Origin of the sequence: Raineyella sp., from assembly GCF_034933565.1 — a bacterium.
In the GTDB taxonomy this organism is placed as follows: Bacteria; Actinomycetota; Actinomycetes; order Propionibacteriales; family Propionibacteriaceae; genus Raineyella.
On the sequence record NZ_JAYFNG010000034.1, the window covers coordinates 1 to 20,137 of the forward strand.

Below are 20,137 nucleotides of genomic sequence, written 5' to 3' on the forward strand. Positions count from 1 at the left end.
GACCCGGACTGCGCGGCAGAGCGCGACCCGGACTGCGCGGCAGAGCGCGACCCGGACTGCGCGGCAGAGCGCGACCCGGACTGCGCGGCAGAGCGCGACCCGGACTGCGCGGCAGAGCGCGACCCGGACGGCGCGGCAGAGCGCGACCCGGACGGCGCGGCAGAGCGCGACCCGGACTGCGCGGCAGGGCCACGGCCGGTCCCGCCACCCGTCCCGGTCGCCCGGGCGCTCCCGGTCACCCCGCCTGCCCCGGTCCGGCCGGCACTGCGCGGGACGCCCCCACGGTCACACTCAGACGTACGCCCCCCGTCCGACGTACGTCCCTGCTCAGGCGTACGTGCCCGCTCAGACGTACGTGCCCGGTCGGCGCCGCGCTCACCGCGACGGTCGCCGGCGCCGGGACGCCCCCGGGACGGCTCTGCCCGGTCGTGGCGGCGGTCTTCCGGCATGGTCATCATCCCTGGGACGGTGTGGGTTGTGGGGTCGTGGTGGGGCTCGCGGAGACGGACGGTGAGGCCTGCGGCTGGGCGGGCGCCTGGGGCTGGGTCGTCGCCTGCGGCGCGGCCTGGGCATCGGGTTGGGCCGCCGTGGGGGGCAGGGCGCGCAGACCGGCGTACGGCCCGCCGCCCGACGCGGGCCGGGCGTCGCCGACCACGGTGCCGGCCGGCACGGTGACGAATCCGGGCGTGGTGTCCGGCACCATGCCCATGTCGACCGCCCGCTGGGCGAGCTGGGCCGACGAGGAGGTCCGGGTGAGCTGCTGCTGCAGGTCGGCCTCCTGGTTCTTCAGGACCTGGGCCCGGGCGGCCGAGGTCCGCAGCTGGAAGGCCTGGTTCTGCAGGGTGACGTTGAGCATCAGCAGGAGGGTGGTGCCGACCACAACGGTCGCGATCAGCACGGTCCAGAACGACCGTTGCGAGATCTGCGCCGTGAGGCGCGGAACGACCTCCAGCTGGGCGCGCCGACGCTGGGCGGCCGCCACGAAGCCCGAACGGGAGCCCCACGCGGCCGGGGAGAGCAGGGCACTCATCGCGACTCCTTGATCCGCTGCGCGGCCCTCAGCCGGGCCGAGGCGGCACGTGGGTTGGTGGCGGTCTCCTCGTCGGAGGGCCTCTCGGCCCCCTTGGTCAGCAGGGTGAAGGTGGGCAGCAGCTCGTCCGGGACGACCGGGAGGTCGCGGGGGGCGCGGCTGGTGGTGACGTCGCGGAGGGCATGCTTCACCAGCCGGTCCTCGAGGGAGTGGTAGGCGAGCACCGCGATCCGGCCGCCCAGGGCGAGGCTGTCGAGAGCGGCGGGCAGCATCCCCTCCAACGCCTCCAGTTCCCGGTTGACCTCGATCCGCAGGGCCTGGAAGGTGCGCTTGGCAGGATGGCCGCCGGTGTGCCGGGCCGCCGCCGGGATGGCCGCCGCGATCACCTCGACGAGTCGCGCCGAGGTGGTGAGCTCCGCCTCGACCCGCGCGGCCACGATCGCCCGGGCGATCCGGTCGGCGAACTTCTCCTCCCCGTACCGCGACAGGATCCGGGCGAGCTGCGGGGCGGTGTAGGTGTTCACCACGTCCGCCGCGGTCGGCCCCTCCTGCCCCATCCGCATGTCGAGAGGGGCGTCGACGGCGTACGCGAACCCACGGTCACGCGCGTCGATCTGCAGCGAGGACAGCCCCAGATCCGCCAACACCGCGTCGACCCGGGCCAGCCCGAGATCCGCCAGCACATCGCCGATCTCGTCGTAGACCGCCCGGACCGAGGTGACCCGGTCACCGTACCCGGCGAGGCGCTCCCCCGCGGTGGCCAATGCGTCGGGATCCCGGTCCAGCCCGATGGCACGGGCCTGCGGGCAGGCGTCGAGCAGCGCGGCGGTGTGCCCGCCCAGTCCGAGGGTGCAGTCGACGAACACGGCGCCGGGCTGCTGCAGCGCCGGGGCGAGGAGTTCGACGATGCGGTCCCGCATCACCGGCAGGTGGACCGCCTCGGGGCGGGCCCGACCGGCACCGGTGGCGTCCACGTCGGGCAGGTCTGCGGAGGGTGTGCCGGTGGCAGCGTCGTCTCCGGGTGCCCCCTCGGGTCGCCGCGTCGAAGCCATGTCTCGGTCCTGCCCTTCGTCGTTGCCCTCGCTCGTGTCGTCCCGCACCGATCCGGAGTCGTCCCGCAGCCGGGAGACCGGAGGGCCGTACGACCTGGTTCCGACCCGAGGAGTGCGGGAAGTGCCACCTGACACAGGGGAAGTTGTGTCAGGGGGCTCACCCCTCGGGTCGGGGCCGGACCGTACGGCCTGTCCCGATCCCCCGGCGGCCTAGGCCCCCGGGAAAACTTCTTCGTTCATCTCGGCGAACGCCGATTCGTGCTCAGTGGAGTACTGCTCCCACGCGGCGGCGTCCCAGATCTCGAGCCGATTGATCACCCCGGTGACGACGATCTCCTTGTCGAGCCCTGCGTAGACACGCAGGTTCGCCGGGATCGTCACCCGTCCCTGCTTGTCAGGGACCTGGTCGAAGGCTGTCGCGGCCAGCATGCGCTGGTACTCGCGGACCTGTCGGACCGTCATCGGTGCGTCTGCCAACTCCTTCGTCCGTGCGGTGAACGCCTGGACGGTCTCGATCGTGAGACACCGGTCCTGCGACCGGGCCACGACGATGCCGTCCTGGAGCTCCTCGCGAAACTTCGCCGGCAGGACGAAGCGACCCTTCTCATCGAGCTTCGGGGTGAATGTGCCGAGGAACATGCCGGCCACCCCCTGACCCGATCAGCTGGACCACCGTCCTCCACTTTCCCCCACCTTATGCCATTTCCCTCCACCCAGCCACCCTCATCACCCACTTCCGCCCCCGTCCCCACCCCGGAGGCGCACCACCACCGGGGTGCCATGGCACGGGGAACGGACGGATCCGGGCGTGTCGCTCCCGGCGCCGCCCTCCTGCCTCGCGCCGGAGCACCTGCTCCCCACCGCGCTCCACCGCAGCCGGAGCCCGCTCCACAGCCCTCCACTGCCCCGATTCCGCGCGGAGTCCGGCCGCGTTTCCGCGCGGAGTCCGGCACGGCGGGGACATGTAGGGTTGGTGGGCGACATCAGTCACGACTCCTGGGAGGCACAGTGAGCTCCACCCCGTCCGGCGACCAAGGACCTGCCCCGCAGCGGTCGGCCACCCCGGCCCCCCAGCGCTCCGCGACACCCGCACCCCAGCGCTCCGCGACACCCGCCTCTCCGTGGTCCGCGAGCCCGCCGCCCCAGCGCTCCGCCGCACCGGCACCCCAACGCTCCGCCGCACCGGCACCCCAACGGTCGGCGACCCCGGCCCCGCAGCGGTCCGCCACACCGGTGGCTCCGTGGACCCCGACGTCGTCCGGTTCGGCCACGTCAGCCGGTTCCGCACCCTCGGCGTCCCGCTACACCTCGCCGGCGTCGAGCACCGGACGCAGCAGCTCGCCGACCGGCCGCCTCACCGGCCCCCCGTCGACCTCCCCGTACGGCTCCGCCTCCGCGGCACCCGGCTACCAGTCGAGCGCGGGCTACCCGACCGGCACCGGCTACCAGGCTCCCCCCGGGCAGCCGGGATCGGCTGCCGCTCAGGGCGGTTCCACCCAGTCGGGCACCACCCGGCCCAGCGCCACCCGGCCCGGCGTCCCGGCGTATCAGCGGAGCGCTTCGGCGACCGGCGCCACCTCCCAGGTGAGCGCCGCCGGCCGGTCCAGTGCCACCGGCCAGCCCGGTGCGGCCTCTCAGCCGGCCGCGGGCGCCCCGACCGGACCGCGGGTGACCCGACCGGCACCCGCCGGCACCCACACCCTGGCCGATGTCACCACGGTGATGGGCCGGGTACGCGACGCTGTCGAGACCGTCATCGAGGGCAAGCGCGGCGCGATCGACACCGCCCTGGTCGTCATGCTCGCCGAGGGGCACCTGCTGCTGGAGGACGTCCCCGGGGTCGGCAAGACGATGCTGGCCAAGGCCCTCGGCCGGGCGATCGACTGCCGGGTCAACCGCGTGCAGTTCACCCCCGACCTGCTGCCGACCGACATCACCGGCGTGTCGATCTACAACCAGGCGACCCGTCAGTTCGAATTCAAGCAGGGCGGCATCTTCGCCAACATCGTCCTCGGCGACGAGATCAACCGCGCCTCGCCCAAGACCCAGTCAGCCATGCTGGAGGCGATGGAGGAGCGGCAGGTGTCGGCCGACGGCACCACGTACCAGCTCCCCAGCCCGTTCATGGTCATCGCCACCCAGAACCCGATCGAGATGGAGGGCACCTATCCCCTCCCCGAGGCCCAGCGTGACCGCTTCATGGCCCGGATCGAGATGGGCTATCCGGCCGAGGACGCCGAGGTGGAGATGCTGCGCAACCACGGCGGACGCCACCCGCTCGCCGACCTGAAGCCGGTCACCGACGGCCGGACGATCAACGGCCTGGTGCAGGCGGTCACCACGGTCTACGTCGCCCCCGCGCTGGAGCGCTACATCGTCCAGGTGGTCGGCGCGACCCGCTCCACCCGCGACCTGCGACTCGGCGCCTCACCACGCTCCAGCCTGCAGCTGCTGCGGGCCTGTCGGGCCCTGGCGGCGATCTCCGGGCGGGACTACATCACCCCCGACGACGTCGCGGCACTGGCGGTCCCGGTGCTGGCCCACCGCGTCCTCCCCTCCACCGAGGCCCAGCTGGCGCAGCGGACGGTCGCGGACATCATCGGCAGCTGCGTCCGGTCGGTCCCGATCCCCGACCGGAGCTGAGTGATGCGCCTGCTGTTGCGCAATCCGTGGGTCCTGATGACGTTGCGCGGCAAGGTGACCTTCGTCGCCGGCGCCGCGCTCGCCATCCTGTCGGTCCTCCTCGGGCAGCGCGATGCGTTGCTGCTCGGTCTGCTGCTGGTCTTCATCCCGCTGGCCGCGGCCGTCTTCGTCGACCGGAGCCGGCTGAAGCTCTCCTGCGAGCGCAAGGTCTCCCCGTCCCGGGCCGCCATCGGTGCAGAGATGACCGGCACCCTTGCGCTCGACCGGCACGGCAAACTGCCGGTGGGCGTGCTGCGCTTCGAGGACCAGGTGCCCCCGGCCCTGGGGCCGCGGCCCCGCTTCACCCTGCAGAATCTCGCCGCCGAGTGGAGCCGCGAGGTGAGTTACACGCTCACCGGCAGTCAACGTGGCCGGTTCCGCACCGGCCCGCTGCTGGTCCGGGTCTCCGACCCGTTCGGGATGGCCGCGCTGGACCGACAGTTCAACGCGACCAGCGAGGTGATGGTGACCCCGCGGATCGTCCCGCTCGACTCGATGGGCAACGCCGGTGGCACGGGCAGCACCGGTGAGGCCCGCCCGCAGCGTCTGGGCCTGTCCGGCCAGGACGACATCCTGGTCCGTACCTATGTCCGCGGTGACGACGTCCGCCGGATCCACTGGCGCTCGACCGCCCGCCACGGTGAACTGATGGTGCGCCAGGAGGAGCAGGCCTGGGACCCGAGCGCCACGGTGCTGCTCGACTCGCGCGAACACGCCCACCGCGGCACCGGGCCGGAGAGCTCCTTCGAGTGGGCGGTGTCGCTGACCGCTTCGCTGGCCGTGCACTTCCTCGGCGAGGGATACGCGATCACCCTGTTCGGTGCCGACGGGCCGCTGGCCGACCCCCAGCTCGGTGACCTCGGCAAGGCGACCAGCCGCCGGGAGGCGATCACCCAGCTCACCGACGTCACGCTGTCCGGGAGCACCGATCTGAGCCGCGCCGCCGAGGCGTCCCTGCGGGGCGTCGGTTCCCAGATGACGGTGGCCGTGCTCGGCCTGATGTCGTCGGCCGACGCGGCGCGGATGGTCGAGATGCAGCGCAACCAGGCGTACGCCATGGCCTGGGTGCTGGACATCGACGGCTGGGTGAACGGCACGGGGAAAGTGGACCACGCCTTCCGTACGGTCCTCGACGACCACGAGCGGGCGGTGACGGTGCTACGCGACTCCGGTTGGCGGGTCGTCCGGGTCACCTCCGACATGACCGTGGACGACGCCTGGATGAGGATGTCGCGGATGGGAGAACTGCTGTGATCCGGCCCCTCGATCGGACCGCCGGCGCGATCGCCGGTTCCTCGATCCTCGCGGCGCTGATCCTGCTGCCGTTCACCCAGGACCCGTCGTACCTGATCAGCGCGATCCCGCTGGTGGTGCTGCTCGGTGCCATCGGCCTGGCGCTGCGCCGGATGCGGGTCAACGACGCGATCGCCTTCCTCGCCCAGCTCGTGGCGCTGGTGGTGTATCTGTTCGCGATCTCCCTGTCGCTGGCGCGGCCGGGCCAGGGGATGGCCGGGCTGTTCGCCGAAGGCGTACGGCACATGTCGACGCACACCACGCCGATGATCGCCGACCCGGGGCTGACGATGCTGCTGGTGGCCACCGTCGGGGTCACCACGATCCTCACCGACCTGCTGGCCGAGGGCGTCGACCGCCCCGGCTGGGCCCTGCTCCCGTCGCTGACCCTCTACCTGATCGGCGCGGTCGGCCTGCTGCGCGACATCCCGTGGTGGACGATCCTCCCGGTGGCGGTCGGCTACCTGTGGATCCTGCTCGCTGACGGGATCAACTCGGCCGAGAGCTGGCCGCGTCACCTGGAGCGGACCGTACGGCTCACCGGGCGGATCACCCCGCTGGCGCTGCGGATGGGCGGCGTGGTCGCCGTCGCGGCGCTCGCCGCGACCCTCCTCGTCGGGCTCGTGGTGCCGCTGCCGCCGGCGCACCAGTTGAACGGCGGGCAGCTCAACCAGGACACCGGCCCGGTCCAGCTCACCGACCCGATGCTCGACATGCGACGCAACCTGTCCCAGCCGGCCGACACCGACGTGCTGACATACACCACGACCGCAGCCGGGGGCGAGTACCTGCGGATGGCGTCGCTGTCGGTCTTCGACGGCAGGGGCTGGCAGAACGCCTCGTTCCACCTCACCCAGGGCAACACCCTGCCCGCGCCGCCGGGGATGGACACTCCGGGCCCCGACGTCCGCACCCAGGTGAAGATCGGTGACTTCCGGGCGGAGTACCTGCCGCTGCCGTACGCCCCCAAGCGGTTCGACGCCCCGGGGCAATGGGCCTACGGCACGGACTCCCTCGTCGTGGTCGCCACCGGCCAGGACCGTACGGCCGCGACCCGTGACCTGTCCTACGACGTGACGAGCATCGACCCGACCCCGGACGGGACCAGGCTCTCCACCGCGATGGCCGGCCGGCCGAGTGACGCGAACCTGACCGGGGCGGTGCCGCAGGACATGCCCCAGGAGATCGTCGACCTGACGCTGAAGATCACCCAGTCGGAGCCGACCCCGGCGCTGAAGGCCGCGGCGATCCAGAAGTACCTGCGCAGCGACCAGTTCAGCTACAGCCTCGAGCCGCAGCCGGGCACCGGCTACGATGCCATGAAGCGCTTCCTGCTGCAGGATCACAAAGGCTACTGCGAGCAGTTCGCGGGCTCGATGGCGGCGATGGCCCGGATCATCGGCATCCCCTCGCGGGTGGCGGTCGGTTGGCTCCCCGGCACCCGGAAGGGCGACGGCTACAGCGTCACCATGCACGACATGCACGCCTGGCCGGAGCTGTACTTCGAGGGCGTCGGATGGGTGCGGTTCGAGCCGACCCCCGGTGTCGCCGTTCCGCCGGCCTGGACGATGACGGCCCCCGAGCAGCCGAGCGCGACGCCCACACCGACCGCATCGGCCACCCCCGAGGCCGCCCCGACCCCGTCGGTCAACCCGACGGTCTCCGCCGCTCCGGTGCAGCCGGCTGCGCCGGTGATCAACGTCCTCGCGGTGTTCGCCCGGATCGGCGTGGCGATCGGCCTGCTGGCCCTCGTCACCGGCCTCCTCGCCCTGCCCGGCCTGTTGCGCCACCGGCAGCGGAGGCGTCGCCTGGCCCCACCGGACGGCGGTGACGTCGAGGTCTCCCAGCAAGCGGTCGACGCCGCCTGGTCCGAGGTGCGCGACAGCTTCGTCGACTACGGCTACACGTGGCCGTCCGGGTCACCGCGCGCCGTCGGCCGGCAGGCGGCCCAGGTGCTGCCGGAGGATGCCGGCCGGGCGCTGGTCATCCTGTCACGCCAGGTCGAGCGGTCCCGGTACGCGCTGGCGGCGGTGCACTCGGCCGACCTGTCGGCGCTGGTCGGGACGGTCCGGGACGGGCTGCGGACCGACAAGGGCTGGGATGCCCGGCTGATCAGCGAGTGGTGGCCCCGGTCGTGGTGGCGCGCCCTGGGGCAGGCACTGGCCTGGCAGGCGCTGTGGGCCAGGGCGAAGGCCGTGATCGCAGGCTGGCGGGCCCGCTGATCCGGTGCCCGCCGGACAACCGACGGTCCGGGCAACCGACGGGCACCGGGCGTGATGACACGGTGCCGGACGACCGATGACGATGCCCACAGCGTGATGACAGTGCTGCGCGACCCGCACGACCAGCGCGACCGATGACAGTGCTGTACGACTGGTGACGTACGTGTGGGCCGGCCCTTGCGGGTCGGCCCACACGTATTCCTGTGTACTCCTGAGGGACGTCGTTCCCGGTGTCGCCCTCCGTCACGGAACCGTTCCTGGCCGCGTCGCCGTTTGCCGGCTACCGCGCTGAGGAGAACCGGTGGGGGTGCGGCCGGATGTCCGTCCGCCTTCGGGGGATCAGGCGGGGAGGATGAGGTCCCGGGGAATCAACTGTCCGAAGGATGCAGGCCGCCGGCGGGTGTCGCCCGCCGTGCGGTCATGGGACGCTGCGGTCTGCGGGACCTCGGTCACCGCGTGCGCTGTCGCGTCTTCGGGTGGAACGTCGGCCGGCGTACCCGGCGCACGACCGTCAGTGATCGTTGCCCTCCTGGCGACGGTTCCACCGCTCTTCGAACCTGTGCATGATGCGCCGGTCATCGGCGCTGACATGCACCTTGGTGCGCCCCTTGTGCTGGGAGAGGGCATCCTGCTTCTGCCATGCGCTCAGTCCCACGATCGTGGCGGTGAGCATCACCAAGAAGCCCAACACACTGATCAACCAGTGCACCTGGATGCCGACCAGCAGCAGGACGACGCCGACCACGAAGGCAAGTCCGGCACCGATGGCGAGACGGGTCTCGAGACGCCGTCCACTGTTGCCGCTGAGGGTGTCCGCAAGCTTGGGATCCTCGGCAGCAAAAGCAGCTTCCATCTGTTCGAGCAGCCGCTGCTCGTGCTCTGAGAGGGCCACCGCGCTACCTCCGACCGTCCTTGTTGGTTTGCGAGGTACGGCGATCGCCGCCCCTCCGCGCCTTCTGACTACAGTTTAGTGCCCGCTGCGTCGTACCGGAACGACATCGCGGATTACCAGCCTAGGCGGTGTCCACCGATCCGGCATCCTCGTCGCCCTGCGCGGCACGCGCCGCACCGCCGCTGACAGGGTCCCGGGGCCGATCGAGGGTGGGTCAGCCGATCGAGGCGAGGACGTGCAGCTGCGCCGCCAGGGACCACATGTCCGGGGTACGGCTGATCTCATCCTCCAGGGCGAGCAGTTCGTCCCGGGCACCGGGGACGTCGAGGTACTCCTCGTTCACCGCGCCGAGCACGGCCCCGATCCCCCGGGTCTCGACGACGGCAAAGCCGGTGTCCTCCAACAGGGCGCGGACCCGTCCCTGGTCCAACCGGCCGGGGTCGGCCAGTGCCGCCCGTGCCGCCGCGAAGTCGCCGGCCAGGGCCTTGTGCATCACCCGTGAGTAGCGCTGCCGCACCAGCAGACTGACCGCTCCGCCGGGCCGCAGGACCGTGGCCATCGCCCGGACGGCGGCCGGCTTGTCCTCGACCACATCGAGGACCTCGTGGCAGGTGACCAGATCCGCGGTCCCTACCCCGATCAGATCGACCAGGTCGGCCGCATCCCCCTGGATCCCCCGGAGCCGGCCGGACAACCCGGCCTCGGCCGCCCGGCGTTGCAAGGAGGCCAGGGCATTGGGGCTCGGGTCGACGACGGTCACGTCGTAGCCCGCGCGGGCGAGGGGCACGCCCATGCCTCCGGCACCACCACCGAGGTCGACGACCCGGATCTCCTCCGCCGGCCGATCCCCCTGCCAGACCTGTGCCTGCTCGAGGATCACCCGCAGGGTGAAGGTGCCCCCGAGGGACCGACGCTTCTTGTCGACTGCGAGGGTGGAGGGTGCCGCAGTCGGCTGGTCGGGTCGGGTCATGGCGAGTCCTTCGTCGGGAGGTGGCGCACCGCAGCGGTATGGCGGGCACTCCGAGCCTACCCAGTCGTCCCCTTACCGTCCCGAGCTCCCCGGGCCGGAGTGCCGCGGCTTGCGCGGCGACCGGCTCACGCGCGGTGCGGGCAGCGCCCGGACGGGCCGACTCCGAACGAGCCCTGCCCGGACCGATCTCCGACACCGACCAGAGCTCAAACTCATCGAACAATTGTTCGAGAAGGAAGAAGCCTGGACGGCGTCTCAGACACCCGGCGGGAGCGCGCGGACGACCGGCCACCGGCGCTCCATGAGCGCTGCCCGACCCGTACCTCTGGGTACGATCGGACCCATGCATCCCGGTGACAGCGTCAGGAACCTCACCCCGGGCGGGACCGTCGTCGCCGCCGTCATCGTCGTTGCCGTCGTCGCGGCCGCCACCGCACTCGCGACCGGCGGGACGGTCGGTGGTCCCGCCTCCGGGGATCCCACCGCCACCGCTTCCGCCCCCTCGGCGACCGCCTCCGCCCTGTCACCGTCCGCCTCCGCGACGACCCCCGACCCCTCGACCACGGCCTCCCCGACCATCGCCGCGGCGGCACGCCGCCAGGGCATCGGGCAGATCCGGGCCCGCCTCACCGACGGCCAGCCGCTGTCGATCACCGTCCTCGGGGACGACTCCTCGGTCGGGGACACCGGCTGGGTGTTCCTCTGGGCGCGGGACACCCTCGGTGCCGACCACACGGTCGTCTACCACGAGTACAACCGGACCACCGGGGGCTACGCGGCGGCGCGCACCCTGTCGAGCAAGGGGCCGACGGTCGACGTGTGGAACGCCTCCTACCTGAGCGCGACAGCCGCGAAGGACACCGCCGACCTCGGCAAGCTCTACCCGCAACCCACCGACATCGTGATCCTCAACCTGGGCCACCAGGACGACCAGGCGACCTTCGACGCCGATGTCACCACGCTATGGCAGGCGGTCTCCGCCAAGCAGACGCCCCTGGGCCTGGTGATCCTGCAGAACCCGGAGACCGCCACCACAGGTCTCCAGGAGACCCGGATGAAGAACCTGGCCCGGACCGCCGACCGGCTCGGGCTGCCCACCGTCGACGTCATGAAGGCCTTCACCGATGCCTCCGTCCCCCTCACCGAGCTGGTGATCGGCGCCCGGCCGACCCAACAGGGGGCCCAGCTGTGGGCCGGGACCGTCACCTCGGCCCTGCAGTGAGCAGGGCGGCGGGCCGCCCCGGCCACGGCGGTCCCCACGGTGCGGTCGCGGGGACCGGGACCGGTAACACCGTCGTCATCGTCGGGGGTGGCCTGGCCGCGATGGCCACCGCGGCCCGGCTGGCCAAGCGCGGCCACCGGGTGACCCTGCTGCAGCGTACGGAGCGGCTCGGCGCCGACTGGCGGCCCACCGCCCCCGGCGGGCCCGGCCCGTTGCCCGAGGTGCTGACCCTGCCGGCCGCGTGGCGCGATCTGTTCAAGAAGTCCGGCCGTATCCTGCCGGCGGAACTGGCCCGGGCCGGGCTCGACCTGGTCCCGGCACCACCGACACGCCATGTCTTCGCCGGCGGTGAGGAGCTCGTCCTCGGCGGCGATCGGGGAGAACAGTTCCACCGGATGGCCGCCAGCTACGGGGACGCGGTCGCGGACTCCTGGCGGACCCTGGTGGACTCGCTGGAACCGGTCTGGCACCGGGTGCGCAACCTCGGGCTGGAGACCTCGCTGCTGGCCGCACGCCAGCTCCGCCCGCACCGCCGGGACCTGCTCTGGGGTCGTACGGTCGCCGACCTCGCGGCCACCCAGCCGCACCCCCACCTGCGGGCCCTGGTGGAGGCGAGCGCCTGGCGCCAGGGACAGGACCCGGCCCGGACGCCGGCCTTCGTCGCGAGCCGGCTCAACGTGGAACGGACCTTCGGCCGCTGGATGGTCGTCGACGAGCACGGCCGGCCGGCCGGTAGCGAGCGGTTGCTCGACCTGCTCGAGGCGCGGCTGATCGCCCGCAGGGTGGAGATCGTCCGCTACGACGGCCCGATCGGCTTCGACGGGTCAGCCCGGCGTCCGGACGGCCGGGCCCTGGCGACCGAGGTGGTCGGGGCCGTGCTGGCGGACGGGCGGCCCGACGCGGTCGTCCTCACCGAGGGGCTGCACGACCCGGCCGCGACGTACGGCCTGCGTACCCGCGCCACCCGGCGGGTGTCCGGCCTCGGCCCCGTGCTGGCCCCCCGGCTCTCGTCCATCCCGACCGGCTCCCCCGACCCCGACTCCCCCGGCCCGGGCTCGCTGAGTGCCTCTCCTCCCCGCGCGCCCGGCCCCGGCCCGGTCCTCACCGAGACCGTCGACCACACCACCCGCCGGGTCAGCTGGGCCACCCCCGCCCGGACGCTGCTGCACGACTGGGGGGCGGCCACCGTCGCGCCGGACCGCGGCCCCGCCTGGGACGGGGAGGCCTCGTGGCTGTGCAGGTTGCCGGTCCGGCTGGGTGAACGGCTGTACTCCGCCGGCCCCTGGGGCCGGGGCGGCGACGATCTGGCGGGCGTCCTGACGTCCGCGGCATTGGCGACGTACGACGCCCATTTCGACCTCACCGGACTGGACACCCACCCGTCGAACAAGGACCAGTGAGCTCCCAGGTAAGGACTCCGTCAGCCCTCCGACAAGGCCCCTGAGGCCCACGAAGGACTCCGTCAGCACTCCGAAAGGGACCGACAAGCCCTATGAAAGGACCCTGTGTCCCTCTCCGAAAAGGACCGGTCAAGGCCTCTCGGACAGGCGCACGAGAGGACGCGGATTCCCTTTGACCGGACCATTGCGGCGTGCGGACAAGGCATCGGGATAGACTTGAGAGTCACTCCCGGTAAGGACGAAACGCTCTTGACTTCTCATGACATCTCGTCGGACCTGGCCCGCGAGCTCGCCGTCGAACAGGCCCATGTGGACAAGGTCTACGAACGCCTGGCCATCGCCACCGAGGGCGCCCAGCGGGCCGCCCGGGCCGGGGCCTCGCACTACACCAGCGATCGCGGTGACTACCTCCGGGAGGAGGATGCGACCAGCGTCTACGAGCGGGACGTCTTCGCCTACCAGGCGGCCAAGCGGTTGGCAGTCCTCGAGGCCGAGCACGAGGGCCTGGTCTTCGGCCGGCTCGACCTGACCAACGGCGACACCGACTACATCGGCCGGATCGGCGTCCACGACGACGACTACGAGCCGCTGGTGATCGATTGGCGCGCCCGGGCCGCCGAGCCCTTCTACCGGGCGACCGCCGCCGACCCGATGGACGTCATCCGCCGACGTGTGCTGCGCTGCCGCGACGACCGGGTGATCGGCATCGAGGACGACCTGCTCGACGGGGCATCGGCGCCGAAGAACCTGCCGGTGATCGGAGAGGGGGCCCTGCTGGCCGCCCTGAGCCGGGCCCGCGGGCACCAGATGCGCGACATCGTCGCCACCATCCAGGCCGAGCAGGACGAGGCGATCCGGGCCCCTTACCAGGGCGTCACGATCATCTCCGGCGGCCCCGGCACCGGCAAGACGGTGGTGGCCCTGCACCGGGCGGCCTACCTGCTGTACACGCATCGGCGCCGGTTCGAACAGGGCGGCGTGCTTGTCGTCGGCCCCTCCGACGTGTTCATGACCTACATCGAACGTGTCCTGCCGTCACTGGGCGAAGATGCGGTGACCCTGCGGTCGGTGGGCAGTGTCCCCTCCGACGTGCTGCCGGTGGAGGCGCACCGTACGGACGCCTCCCGCGCCGCGGCGATCAAGGGGTCGGTGCGGATGGTCGACGTGCTGACCCGGCTGGTCCAGGTGCCCGGCACGGTCAAGGTGATCGGCCGGACCGGTCACCAGCCCAAGCTCGACCGCGACCTGCTGCTCACCGTCAAGGGCAACGCACTGCGCCTGACCGGGCGGGCGCTGCTGGGCCTGCGCCGCCAGACGATCCGCCAGCCCAAGGCCAACCACGCCCGCCGGGCCGGGCGCGACGCGATGGTCGCGGCGCTGTGGGACCTGATGCCTGCCGACCACGGCATCGAGCGGGAGGAGTTCCCCGACCTGGTCACCGACCATCCGGCCTTCGTCGAGGCGTTGAACGTGTGGTGGCCGACGCAGCACGCGACCGTCGAGCTGCGCCGGCTCTCCTACCCGGAGGTCGTCGCCCGGGTGGCCGACGGCATCCTCGACGCCGATGAGCAGCAGACCCTGCTGAAGTCCTTCGCCGAGCTCGGTGCGGAGGGCCACGAGGACTGGTCGGTCGCCGACGTCGCCCTGCTCGACGAGCTGGTCGCCCTGCTCGGCACCCCGCTGGACGAGGATCCCGACGAGCCGCTGTTCCTCACCGCGGGCTCCACCATGCAGGAGATCGTGACGATCTCCGACCGGCTCGCCCGCCAGCACACCGACGACCCGTACGCCGACCGCTTCACCACGTACGCCCATGTCCTGGTCGACGAGGCGCAGGACATCACCCCGATGCAGTGGCGGATGCTGCGCCGGCGCGGGGCGCAGGCCTCCTGGACCATCGTCGGCGACCCGGCCCAGAGCTCCTGGCCCGACCGCCACGAGCTGGACGCGGAGCTCGAGGCACTGGTCGGCCTCGGCCAGCGCCGTACGTTCCGGATGAGCACCAACTACCGGTCCCCCTCCGAGGTCTTCGACCTGGCCGCCGCGGTGGTCACCCGCGACGTGCCCGACGCGGACCTGCCGACCGCCGTACGCTCCACCGGCGTGCTGCCCGACCTGCGCACGATCCACCGCGGCGAACTGACCGAGACCCTGGCGGAGCTGCTCACCGAGCTGGCCCGGCAGGTCGAGGGCACCCTCGGCATCATCACCCCGCCGTCGCGCCAGTACGACCTCGAGGATCTGGTCGACGCCCTGGGCCTGGACCCCGTCCTCCGGGACCGGATCGCGGTGGTCAACACCCTGCAGGCCAAGGGCCTGGAGTACGACGCGGTGATCGTGGTCGCCCCCGACGAGATCATCGCCGAGCACATCGGCGGGACCCGGATCCTCTACGTCGCCCTCACCCGGCCGACCCAGCGGTTGGTGACGCTCGATCTGGTGGCCAACGGGGCCGCACTGGAGCCCGGCGCCTGGCGGGTCGGGCTCTGATCCGGCCCGCTCCCACCCCGTCCGGCTCCTCCCCGACCCCGTCCGGCCCCCGCCCGATCCTGGCCGTCAGGCCGGCCCGGAGCTCCGGTCGCCACCCTGACCGTCTCAGGCCAGGACGGGGCTCCGGTGGCCGCACGGGCAGTCAGGCCACGACGGGGGCCCCGGTCGCCGCACGGACCTCCTCGAGGGGTACGCCCGGGGCCAGTTCGACCAGACGCAGCCCCTCGTCGGTGACGTCGAGCACGGCGAGATCGGTGATCACCCGGTCGACGACCCGGCACCCGGTCAGCGGCAGCACGTTCTCCCGCAGCAGCTTCGGGGAGCCGTCCTTCGCCACGTGTTCCATCAGCACGATCACCCGACGGGCGCCGTGCACCAGGTCCATCGCCCCGCCCATGCCCTTCACCCGTTTGCCGGGCACCACCCAGTTGCTCAGGTCGCCGCGTTCGCTCACCTGCATCGCCCCGAGGATCGCGACGTCGATCCGTCCCGAGCGGATCATCCCGAAGCTCAGGGCCGAGTCGAAGAAGCTCGCCCCGGCCACCACGGTCACGGTCTGCTTGCCGGCGTTGATCAGGTCGGGATCCTCCTCGCCGTCGTAGGGGCTCGGCCCCAGCCCCAGGATCCCGTTCTCCGACTGCAGCACCACGTGCACCCCGGCCGGCAGGTGTGCGGGCACGAGGGTCGGCAGGCCGATCCCGAGGTTCACGTAGTCGCCGTCGGCCAGTTCACGTGCCGCGCGGGCCGCCATCTCGTCGCGGGTCCAGCTCATCGGGTCACCTCCACGGTGGCGCGGGGCCGGACGACCCGGCGCTCGATCGGTTTGTCGGCGGCCTGCCGGGGCGTCAACGGCAGCACCGCGTCGACGTAGACCCCCGGCAGGTGCACCGCGTCGGGGTCGAGTTCGCCGGCCTCGACGAACTCCTCCACCTCGGCGACGGTGTAGCGGGCGGCCATCGCGCACAGCGGGTTGAAGTTGCGGGCGGCCTGCCGGAAGACGAGGTTGCCGAACCGGTCGCCGCGCCGGGCCCGGACGAACGCGACGTCGGGCCGCAGGGCGAGTTCACGGACGAAGAAGTGCTCCGCGCCGTCCCAGGCCAGCAGCTCGGTCGGTTTCGGCGCGGACGCCAGCGCCACCGAACCGTCCGACGCGTACCGCAACGGCATGCCGCCCTCGGCGACGACCGTCCCGACGCCGGTGCGGGTGTAGAAGGCGGCGATGCCCGAGCCGCCGGCCCGGAGCCGTTCGGCCAGGGTGCCCTGCGGGTTGAGCTCGATCTCGACCTCACCGGCCAGGTACTGGCGTTCGAGTTCCTTGTTCTCCCCCACGTACGAGGCGATCAGCCGGCGTACCTGACGGTGCTCGAGCAGCAGTGAGTTGCCGATCCCCTCCAGGCCGCAGTTGTTCGACACGACGGTGAGATCATCCACCGGTGTCCGGCTGAGGGCCTCGAGCAGCACCGCGGGGATGCCGCACACTCCGAAGCCGCCGGCGGCGATCATGTCGCCCGATCGGACGACCTCGACCGCCGCGGCGGCCGTGGCAACGACCTTGTCCATCTGTTCACTCCTGTCTGTTCGATCGCGGGACCCTCGGTCCCGGTGCGTCGGCCCGCTGCGTCATGACAGCCGGGCCAGCCGGTCGAGCACCTGCTCCGGCACCGCGGTCGCCGGGATGGTGGCGACCAGGGCGTCCGCCTCCGGGACCTCGGCGACGCCGGTCCAGAACGCCTCGTCCAGCACCGCCAGGCGCGGTTCGTCGTCGCCGAGCGCGATCCCGCTGTGGGTCCGCAGCCCGATCGACCAGCCGAAGTGTCCGCAGACGTTCGTCAGGGCGGTGTACGCGGCCAGCGTCTCGGGCACCGACGGTGCGACCTCGTCGCCCCGGGCACGGGCGTCGAGCAGGACCAGCCCCACCGGCAGGTCCCCGAGATGACCGAGCCACTCGGCGACGTACACCGAGGCGGCATCGGCGCGGTCCTCGTCCACCTCGTCGAGCGGGGTCCCGGCGGCCTCGTGGGCCGCCAGCAGCCAGCGGACCGGCGAGGGGAGGTCGAGGACCAGCGGCCGTCGGCTCGCCGCCGCGATCGCCTGCAGGGTCTCGAGGACGAGCCGGACACCGGACGGGTCGCCGAGCAGCGTACGCAGCGCGACGCCGGCGCGCGGCCGTGCGCCCATCGCGGCGACCAGCTCGGGGTGCTCGGCGAGGTGGGCCCCGTACAGGGCGCCGATGTCGACCCAGCCGGCGTCCGGGTCGAGCAGTCCCGCGACCTGGCCGACGTGGCCGGCCAGGGCCGGCAGGTCGATCCACGGGATGGCGGCGCCCTGGCGGATGACCGCCGTGGCATAGGCGTCGGGGTCGAGCAGCAGGGGCCGCTGGCGGCCGGTGGGTCGCGCCGCAATGAGCGACTGCAATGAGCTGGACACGGTTCCTCCGGGTCGGAAGGGGACGGCAGGGATGCGGGACGGATGGAAGAGGCCTCGGACGGATCGGAAGGCGCCGGGCGGGAGGCCGACGGCAGACGCCGGCGGGGTGGCAGGTGCCGCCGGAGCGGGTCCGGCGGCACCCGTCGGTCAGGCGAGGCGGTGGACCCGCTCGCCGTGCTTGCTCTCGAGCTCCTCGAGGCGCTGCTCCAGCCGGGCGATCTTCACCTCGCGGCGGTCCGGGACCATCACCGGCGGCAGTTCCGCGAGCGGGGCGGTGACCCGCTCGGGCCCGTCGATGCCGTAGATGGTGGCGGTGATCTCGGTGTGGTCCGGGCCCCAGGAGCCGTAGTAGGGCAGGTCGGCCGGCGGCTCGGCGGTGACGAACTCCGCGACGAACTCGTCGTACGGCTTGCCGCGGCGCAGCCGGGCCCGGCGGGCCTCGGCGCGGGCCTCCCGGGTGGCCTCGGCGTCGAGCCGCAGGGTCGCCGGGTCGTAGCGGACCGCAAAGATGTCCTCGGCGACCTGCTGGCTGATCCGGTTCAGCTCGATGTCGCGGATGACCGCCTCGGGCGCCCGCTCCAGCGGATCGCCGTAGCCGCCACCGGCGCCCTGGCTGATCATGTAGAGCTCACCGTCCTTGGCGAGGTCGAACTGCAGCCCCATGTGGTGGGTCGAGTAGCGGCCCTCGGGGAACGGCCGTTCGTTCATCACCTTGGCGATGGACAGGTCGAACTTCGTGTTGTCGCGGCGGATGTGCTCGTAGACGTTCGTGCCCTTCACCATCGCCAGTGGGTAGGTGCCGCAGCCGTAGCCGCCGTACATGCCGTAGATGGAGGAGAACTTCGCGCCGGACGTGACGGTCATGAAGCCCCACTGCGGCGACCCCTCGGCGGCCACGATCATCTCGTAGCCCATCCCTCCGGTGAACTTGCCGAAGCCCATGTTGTCGCGCACCAGGCGCTTCGACACCAACTGCATGAACGGCACCTCCTCCTCCATCACCTCCTGCTCGGCGGTGTCGGCCATCGCGCAGAAGAGCGGGGAGACCGCGTCCTCACCGTCCCGGAACGGCTTGGCGCCGCCCGGCATGCCGTTCAGGTCGGCGCACAGGTTGCCGACGACGTCGCCGTGCTGGGTGATCCCGCCCCAGAGGAAGGTGTTGATCTGGTTGAACCAGTTCGCCACGACGTTGCTGTACTTGTGCGGGGTCGAGAACGACATCCGGCTGTAGAGCGCCTGCAGCGCGGAGAACCCGCGGAAGGAGGCCTGCAACGACTGGCCCATCGGCGCGTCGTACGAGGCGTCCGCCCAGGTCCCCTCGTCGGAGATGATCTCGATACAGCTCATCGCCGACGTGCACCGGGGCAGGTCGGGCCACCAGAAGGCGAGGATCGCCTGCATGAACATCGACTTCACCGAGCACAGCGGGGAGTTGATCGCCCGGTTGAGGATCTCCGGGCCGGTGCCGCGCAGGTCGACGGTCATCTGGTCGCCCTTGACGGTGATCGCGCAGGCGAACTTGATCAGGATGTTCTCCTTCAGCGTGGAGTCCATGAACTGGTCCATCCGGTACGTGCCGTCGGGCAGCTCGGCGATCCGCCGACGGACCTCCACATCGACATCCTCGACGGTGGTCCGCAGCGCGCCGATGAAGGCGTCCACCCCGACCTCGTCGACGACCCGGTCGATCCGGTCGATGATCTTGCGCACCGCGGTGATCTTGACCTTGAGGTCTGCGAGCTGCAGCTTCGGGTCGCGCACCGAGTGCTGCAGGAAGGTGAGCAGGTCACGACGCAGGTGGCCCTCCTCCACGATCTTGAACGGGCTCATCCGCAGGCCGTCGTCGAACGGGGTCTCGGAGCCGGAGGGCATGCCGCCCGGTTCGCAGGCGCCGTTCTCGCCCTCGTGGATGGTGGCCGCCACCCAGGCGATCAGCTCGCCGTCGCGGAAGATCGGCATGATCATCGACTGGTCGGTGTTGTGCACGTTGCCGAACCGGGCGTCGTTGTGGATGAAGCCGTCGCCGGGCCGGACGCCGACCGTCGGCTCGTCCTTCCAGTACTTCATGATGTAGCGGATCGGGTGGTGCAGGATCGCGCTGAAGGCGATCACGCCGTGGCAGGACAGGTAGGAGACATCGCCCTGGGCGGTGTAGATCGCGGTGGTGAGGTCACCCCACTTCGCGCCGGGCGCCGCCCCCTGGGCCTCACACATCTCGTAGCCCTCGTCGAGGGCACCGGCGATGCGCTTGCGGATCCGTTCGACCTGGAGTCGGTCGACCCCGGCGCGGACCACCTGGTCCTCGCGCTCGGTGCGCGGGGCGATGCGGTGGCTGCGCATGATCTCCGGGTCGGGGCCCAGGAACAGCGTCGTCTCGTCCATGAAGTCGTCGACCCACTGCTGCTCCTGCGGAGTGAGCCGGGTGGTCGGGGTGTCGTCGGTGATGGTCATCAACAG

The 20,137-nt window shown here is 71.9% G+C and carries 15 protein-coding genes; 6 read left to right on the forward strand and 9 right to left on the reverse strand.

The window, feature by feature from the left end; all coding sequences use genetic code 11:
- Positions 1-454: 454 nt before the first annotated feature.
- The 3 genes from VB059_RS10360 to mraZ all read right to left on the reverse strand — a co-directional run bounded on the left by VB059_RS10360 (position 455) and on the right by mraZ (position 2,721).
- Complete coding sequence (locus VB059_RS10360) at positions 455-1,030, reverse strand: hypothetical protein (protein ID WP_323421948.1); 576 nt, start codon at positions 1,028-1,030, stop codon at positions 455-457.
- On the reverse strand, positions 1,027-2,082 hold the full coding sequence (rsmH, locus tag VB059_RS10365; RefSeq protein ID WP_323421949.1) for a 16S rRNA (cytosine(1402)-N(4))-methyltransferase RsmH: 1,056 nt from the start codon (positions 2,080-2,082) through the stop codon (positions 1,027-1,029). Before rsmH ends, VB059_RS10360 begins: the two co-directional genes overlap by 4 nt.
- Before the next feature lie 210 nt (positions 2,083-2,292).
- Positions 2,293-2,721, reverse strand: a complete 429-nt coding sequence (gene mraZ / locus VB059_RS10370) for a division/cell wall cluster transcriptional repressor MraZ (protein ID WP_323421950.1) — start codon at positions 2,719-2,721, stop codon at positions 2,293-2,295.
- A 1,083-nt stretch (positions 2,722-3,804) separates the two neighbouring features.
- On the opposite strand from mraZ, the gene VB059_RS10375 reads away from it, so the two are divergent.
- From VB059_RS10375 to VB059_RS10385, 3 genes are read left to right on the forward strand one after another with little or no spacing between them, the layout of a single operon-like run.
- Positions 3,805-4,725 carry a MoxR family ATPase gene (locus VB059_RS10375; protein WP_323421986.1) on the forward strand — a complete coding sequence of 307 codons (921 nt, stop codon included), beginning with the start codon at positions 3,805-3,807 and terminating at the stop codon, positions 4,723-4,725.
- 3 nt (positions 4,726-4,728) lie between these two features.
- The gene (locus VB059_RS10380) at positions 4,729-6,018 is read left to right on the forward strand and encodes a DUF58 domain-containing protein (protein WP_323421951.1); all 1,290 of its coding nucleotides are present in this window, start codon (positions 4,729-4,731) and stop codon (positions 6,016-6,018) included.
- Positions 6,015-8,279, forward strand: coding sequence for a transglutaminaseTgpA domain-containing protein (locus VB059_RS10385; RefSeq protein ID WP_323421952.1), 2,265 nt, complete (start codon positions 6,015-6,017; stop codon positions 8,277-8,279). The genes VB059_RS10380 and VB059_RS10385 overlap by 4 nt, the downstream gene beginning before the upstream one ends.
- Positions 8,280-8,790: 511 nt before the next feature.
- Here the strand turns inward: VB059_RS10385 and VB059_RS10390 are convergent.
- Both VB059_RS10390 and VB059_RS10395 read right to left on the reverse strand, forming a co-directional pair.
- Positions 8,791-9,171: a DUF3040 domain-containing protein gene (locus VB059_RS10390; RefSeq protein WP_323421953.1), complete on the reverse strand. Its 381-nt coding sequence runs from the start codon at positions 9,169-9,171 to the stop codon at positions 8,791-8,793.
- A gap of 214 nt (positions 9,172-9,385) precedes the next feature.
- Positions 9,386-10,141 carry a methyltransferase domain-containing protein gene (locus tag VB059_RS10395; RefSeq protein WP_323421954.1) on the reverse strand — a complete coding sequence of 252 codons (756 nt, stop codon included), beginning with the start codon at positions 10,139-10,141 and terminating at the stop codon, positions 9,386-9,388.
- A gap of 343 nt (positions 10,142-10,484) precedes the next feature.
- Between VB059_RS10395 and VB059_RS10400 the strand changes: the two genes are divergently transcribed.
- The 3 genes from VB059_RS10400 to VB059_RS10410 all read left to right on the forward strand — a co-directional run bounded on the left by VB059_RS10400 (position 10,485) and on the right by VB059_RS10410 (position 15,253).
- On the forward strand, positions 10,485-11,363 hold the full coding sequence (locus VB059_RS10400; RefSeq protein ID WP_323421955.1) for a hypothetical protein: 879 nt from the start codon (positions 10,485-10,487) through the stop codon (positions 11,361-11,363).
- The gene (locus VB059_RS10405; RefSeq protein ID WP_323421956.1) at positions 11,360-12,763 is read left to right on the forward strand and encodes an FAD-dependent oxidoreductase; all 1,404 of its coding nucleotides are present in this window, start codon (positions 11,360-11,362) and stop codon (positions 12,761-12,763) included. Before VB059_RS10400 ends, VB059_RS10405 begins: the two co-directional genes overlap by 4 nt.
- Positions 12,764-13,012: 249 nt before the next feature.
- Positions 13,013-15,253, forward strand: a complete 2,241-nt coding sequence (locus VB059_RS10410; protein ID WP_323421957.1) for a HelD family protein — start codon at positions 13,013-13,015, stop codon at positions 15,251-15,253.
- Between the two features lie 142 nt (positions 15,254-15,395).
- Here the strand turns inward: VB059_RS10410 and VB059_RS10415 are convergent, their stop codons facing one another.
- The 4 genes from VB059_RS10415 to VB059_RS10430 all read right to left on the reverse strand — a co-directional run bounded on the left by VB059_RS10415 (position 15,396) and on the right by VB059_RS10430 (position 20,131).
- Positions 15,396-16,025, reverse strand: a complete 630-nt coding sequence (locus VB059_RS10415) for a CoA transferase subunit B (RefSeq protein ID WP_323421958.1) — start codon at positions 16,023-16,025, stop codon at positions 15,396-15,398.
- A complete protein-coding gene (locus VB059_RS10420) occupies positions 16,022-16,813 on the reverse strand; it encodes a CoA transferase subunit A (protein WP_323421959.1) in 792 nt (263 codons plus the stop codon). The genes VB059_RS10415 and VB059_RS10420 overlap by 4 nt, the downstream gene beginning before the upstream one ends.
- 60 nt (positions 16,814-16,873) lie before the next feature.
- Positions 16,874-17,680 carry a hypothetical protein gene (locus tag VB059_RS10425; protein WP_323421960.1) on the reverse strand — a complete coding sequence of 269 codons (807 nt, stop codon included), beginning with the start codon at positions 17,678-17,680 and terminating at the stop codon, positions 16,874-16,876.
- Between the two features lie 147 nt (positions 17,681-17,827).
- Positions 17,828-20,131: a hydantoinase B/oxoprolinase family protein gene (locus tag VB059_RS10430; RefSeq protein ID WP_323421961.1), complete on the reverse strand. Its 2,304-nt coding sequence runs from the start codon at positions 20,129-20,131 to the stop codon at positions 17,828-17,830.
- Positions 20,132-20,137: the final 6 nt, after the last annotated feature.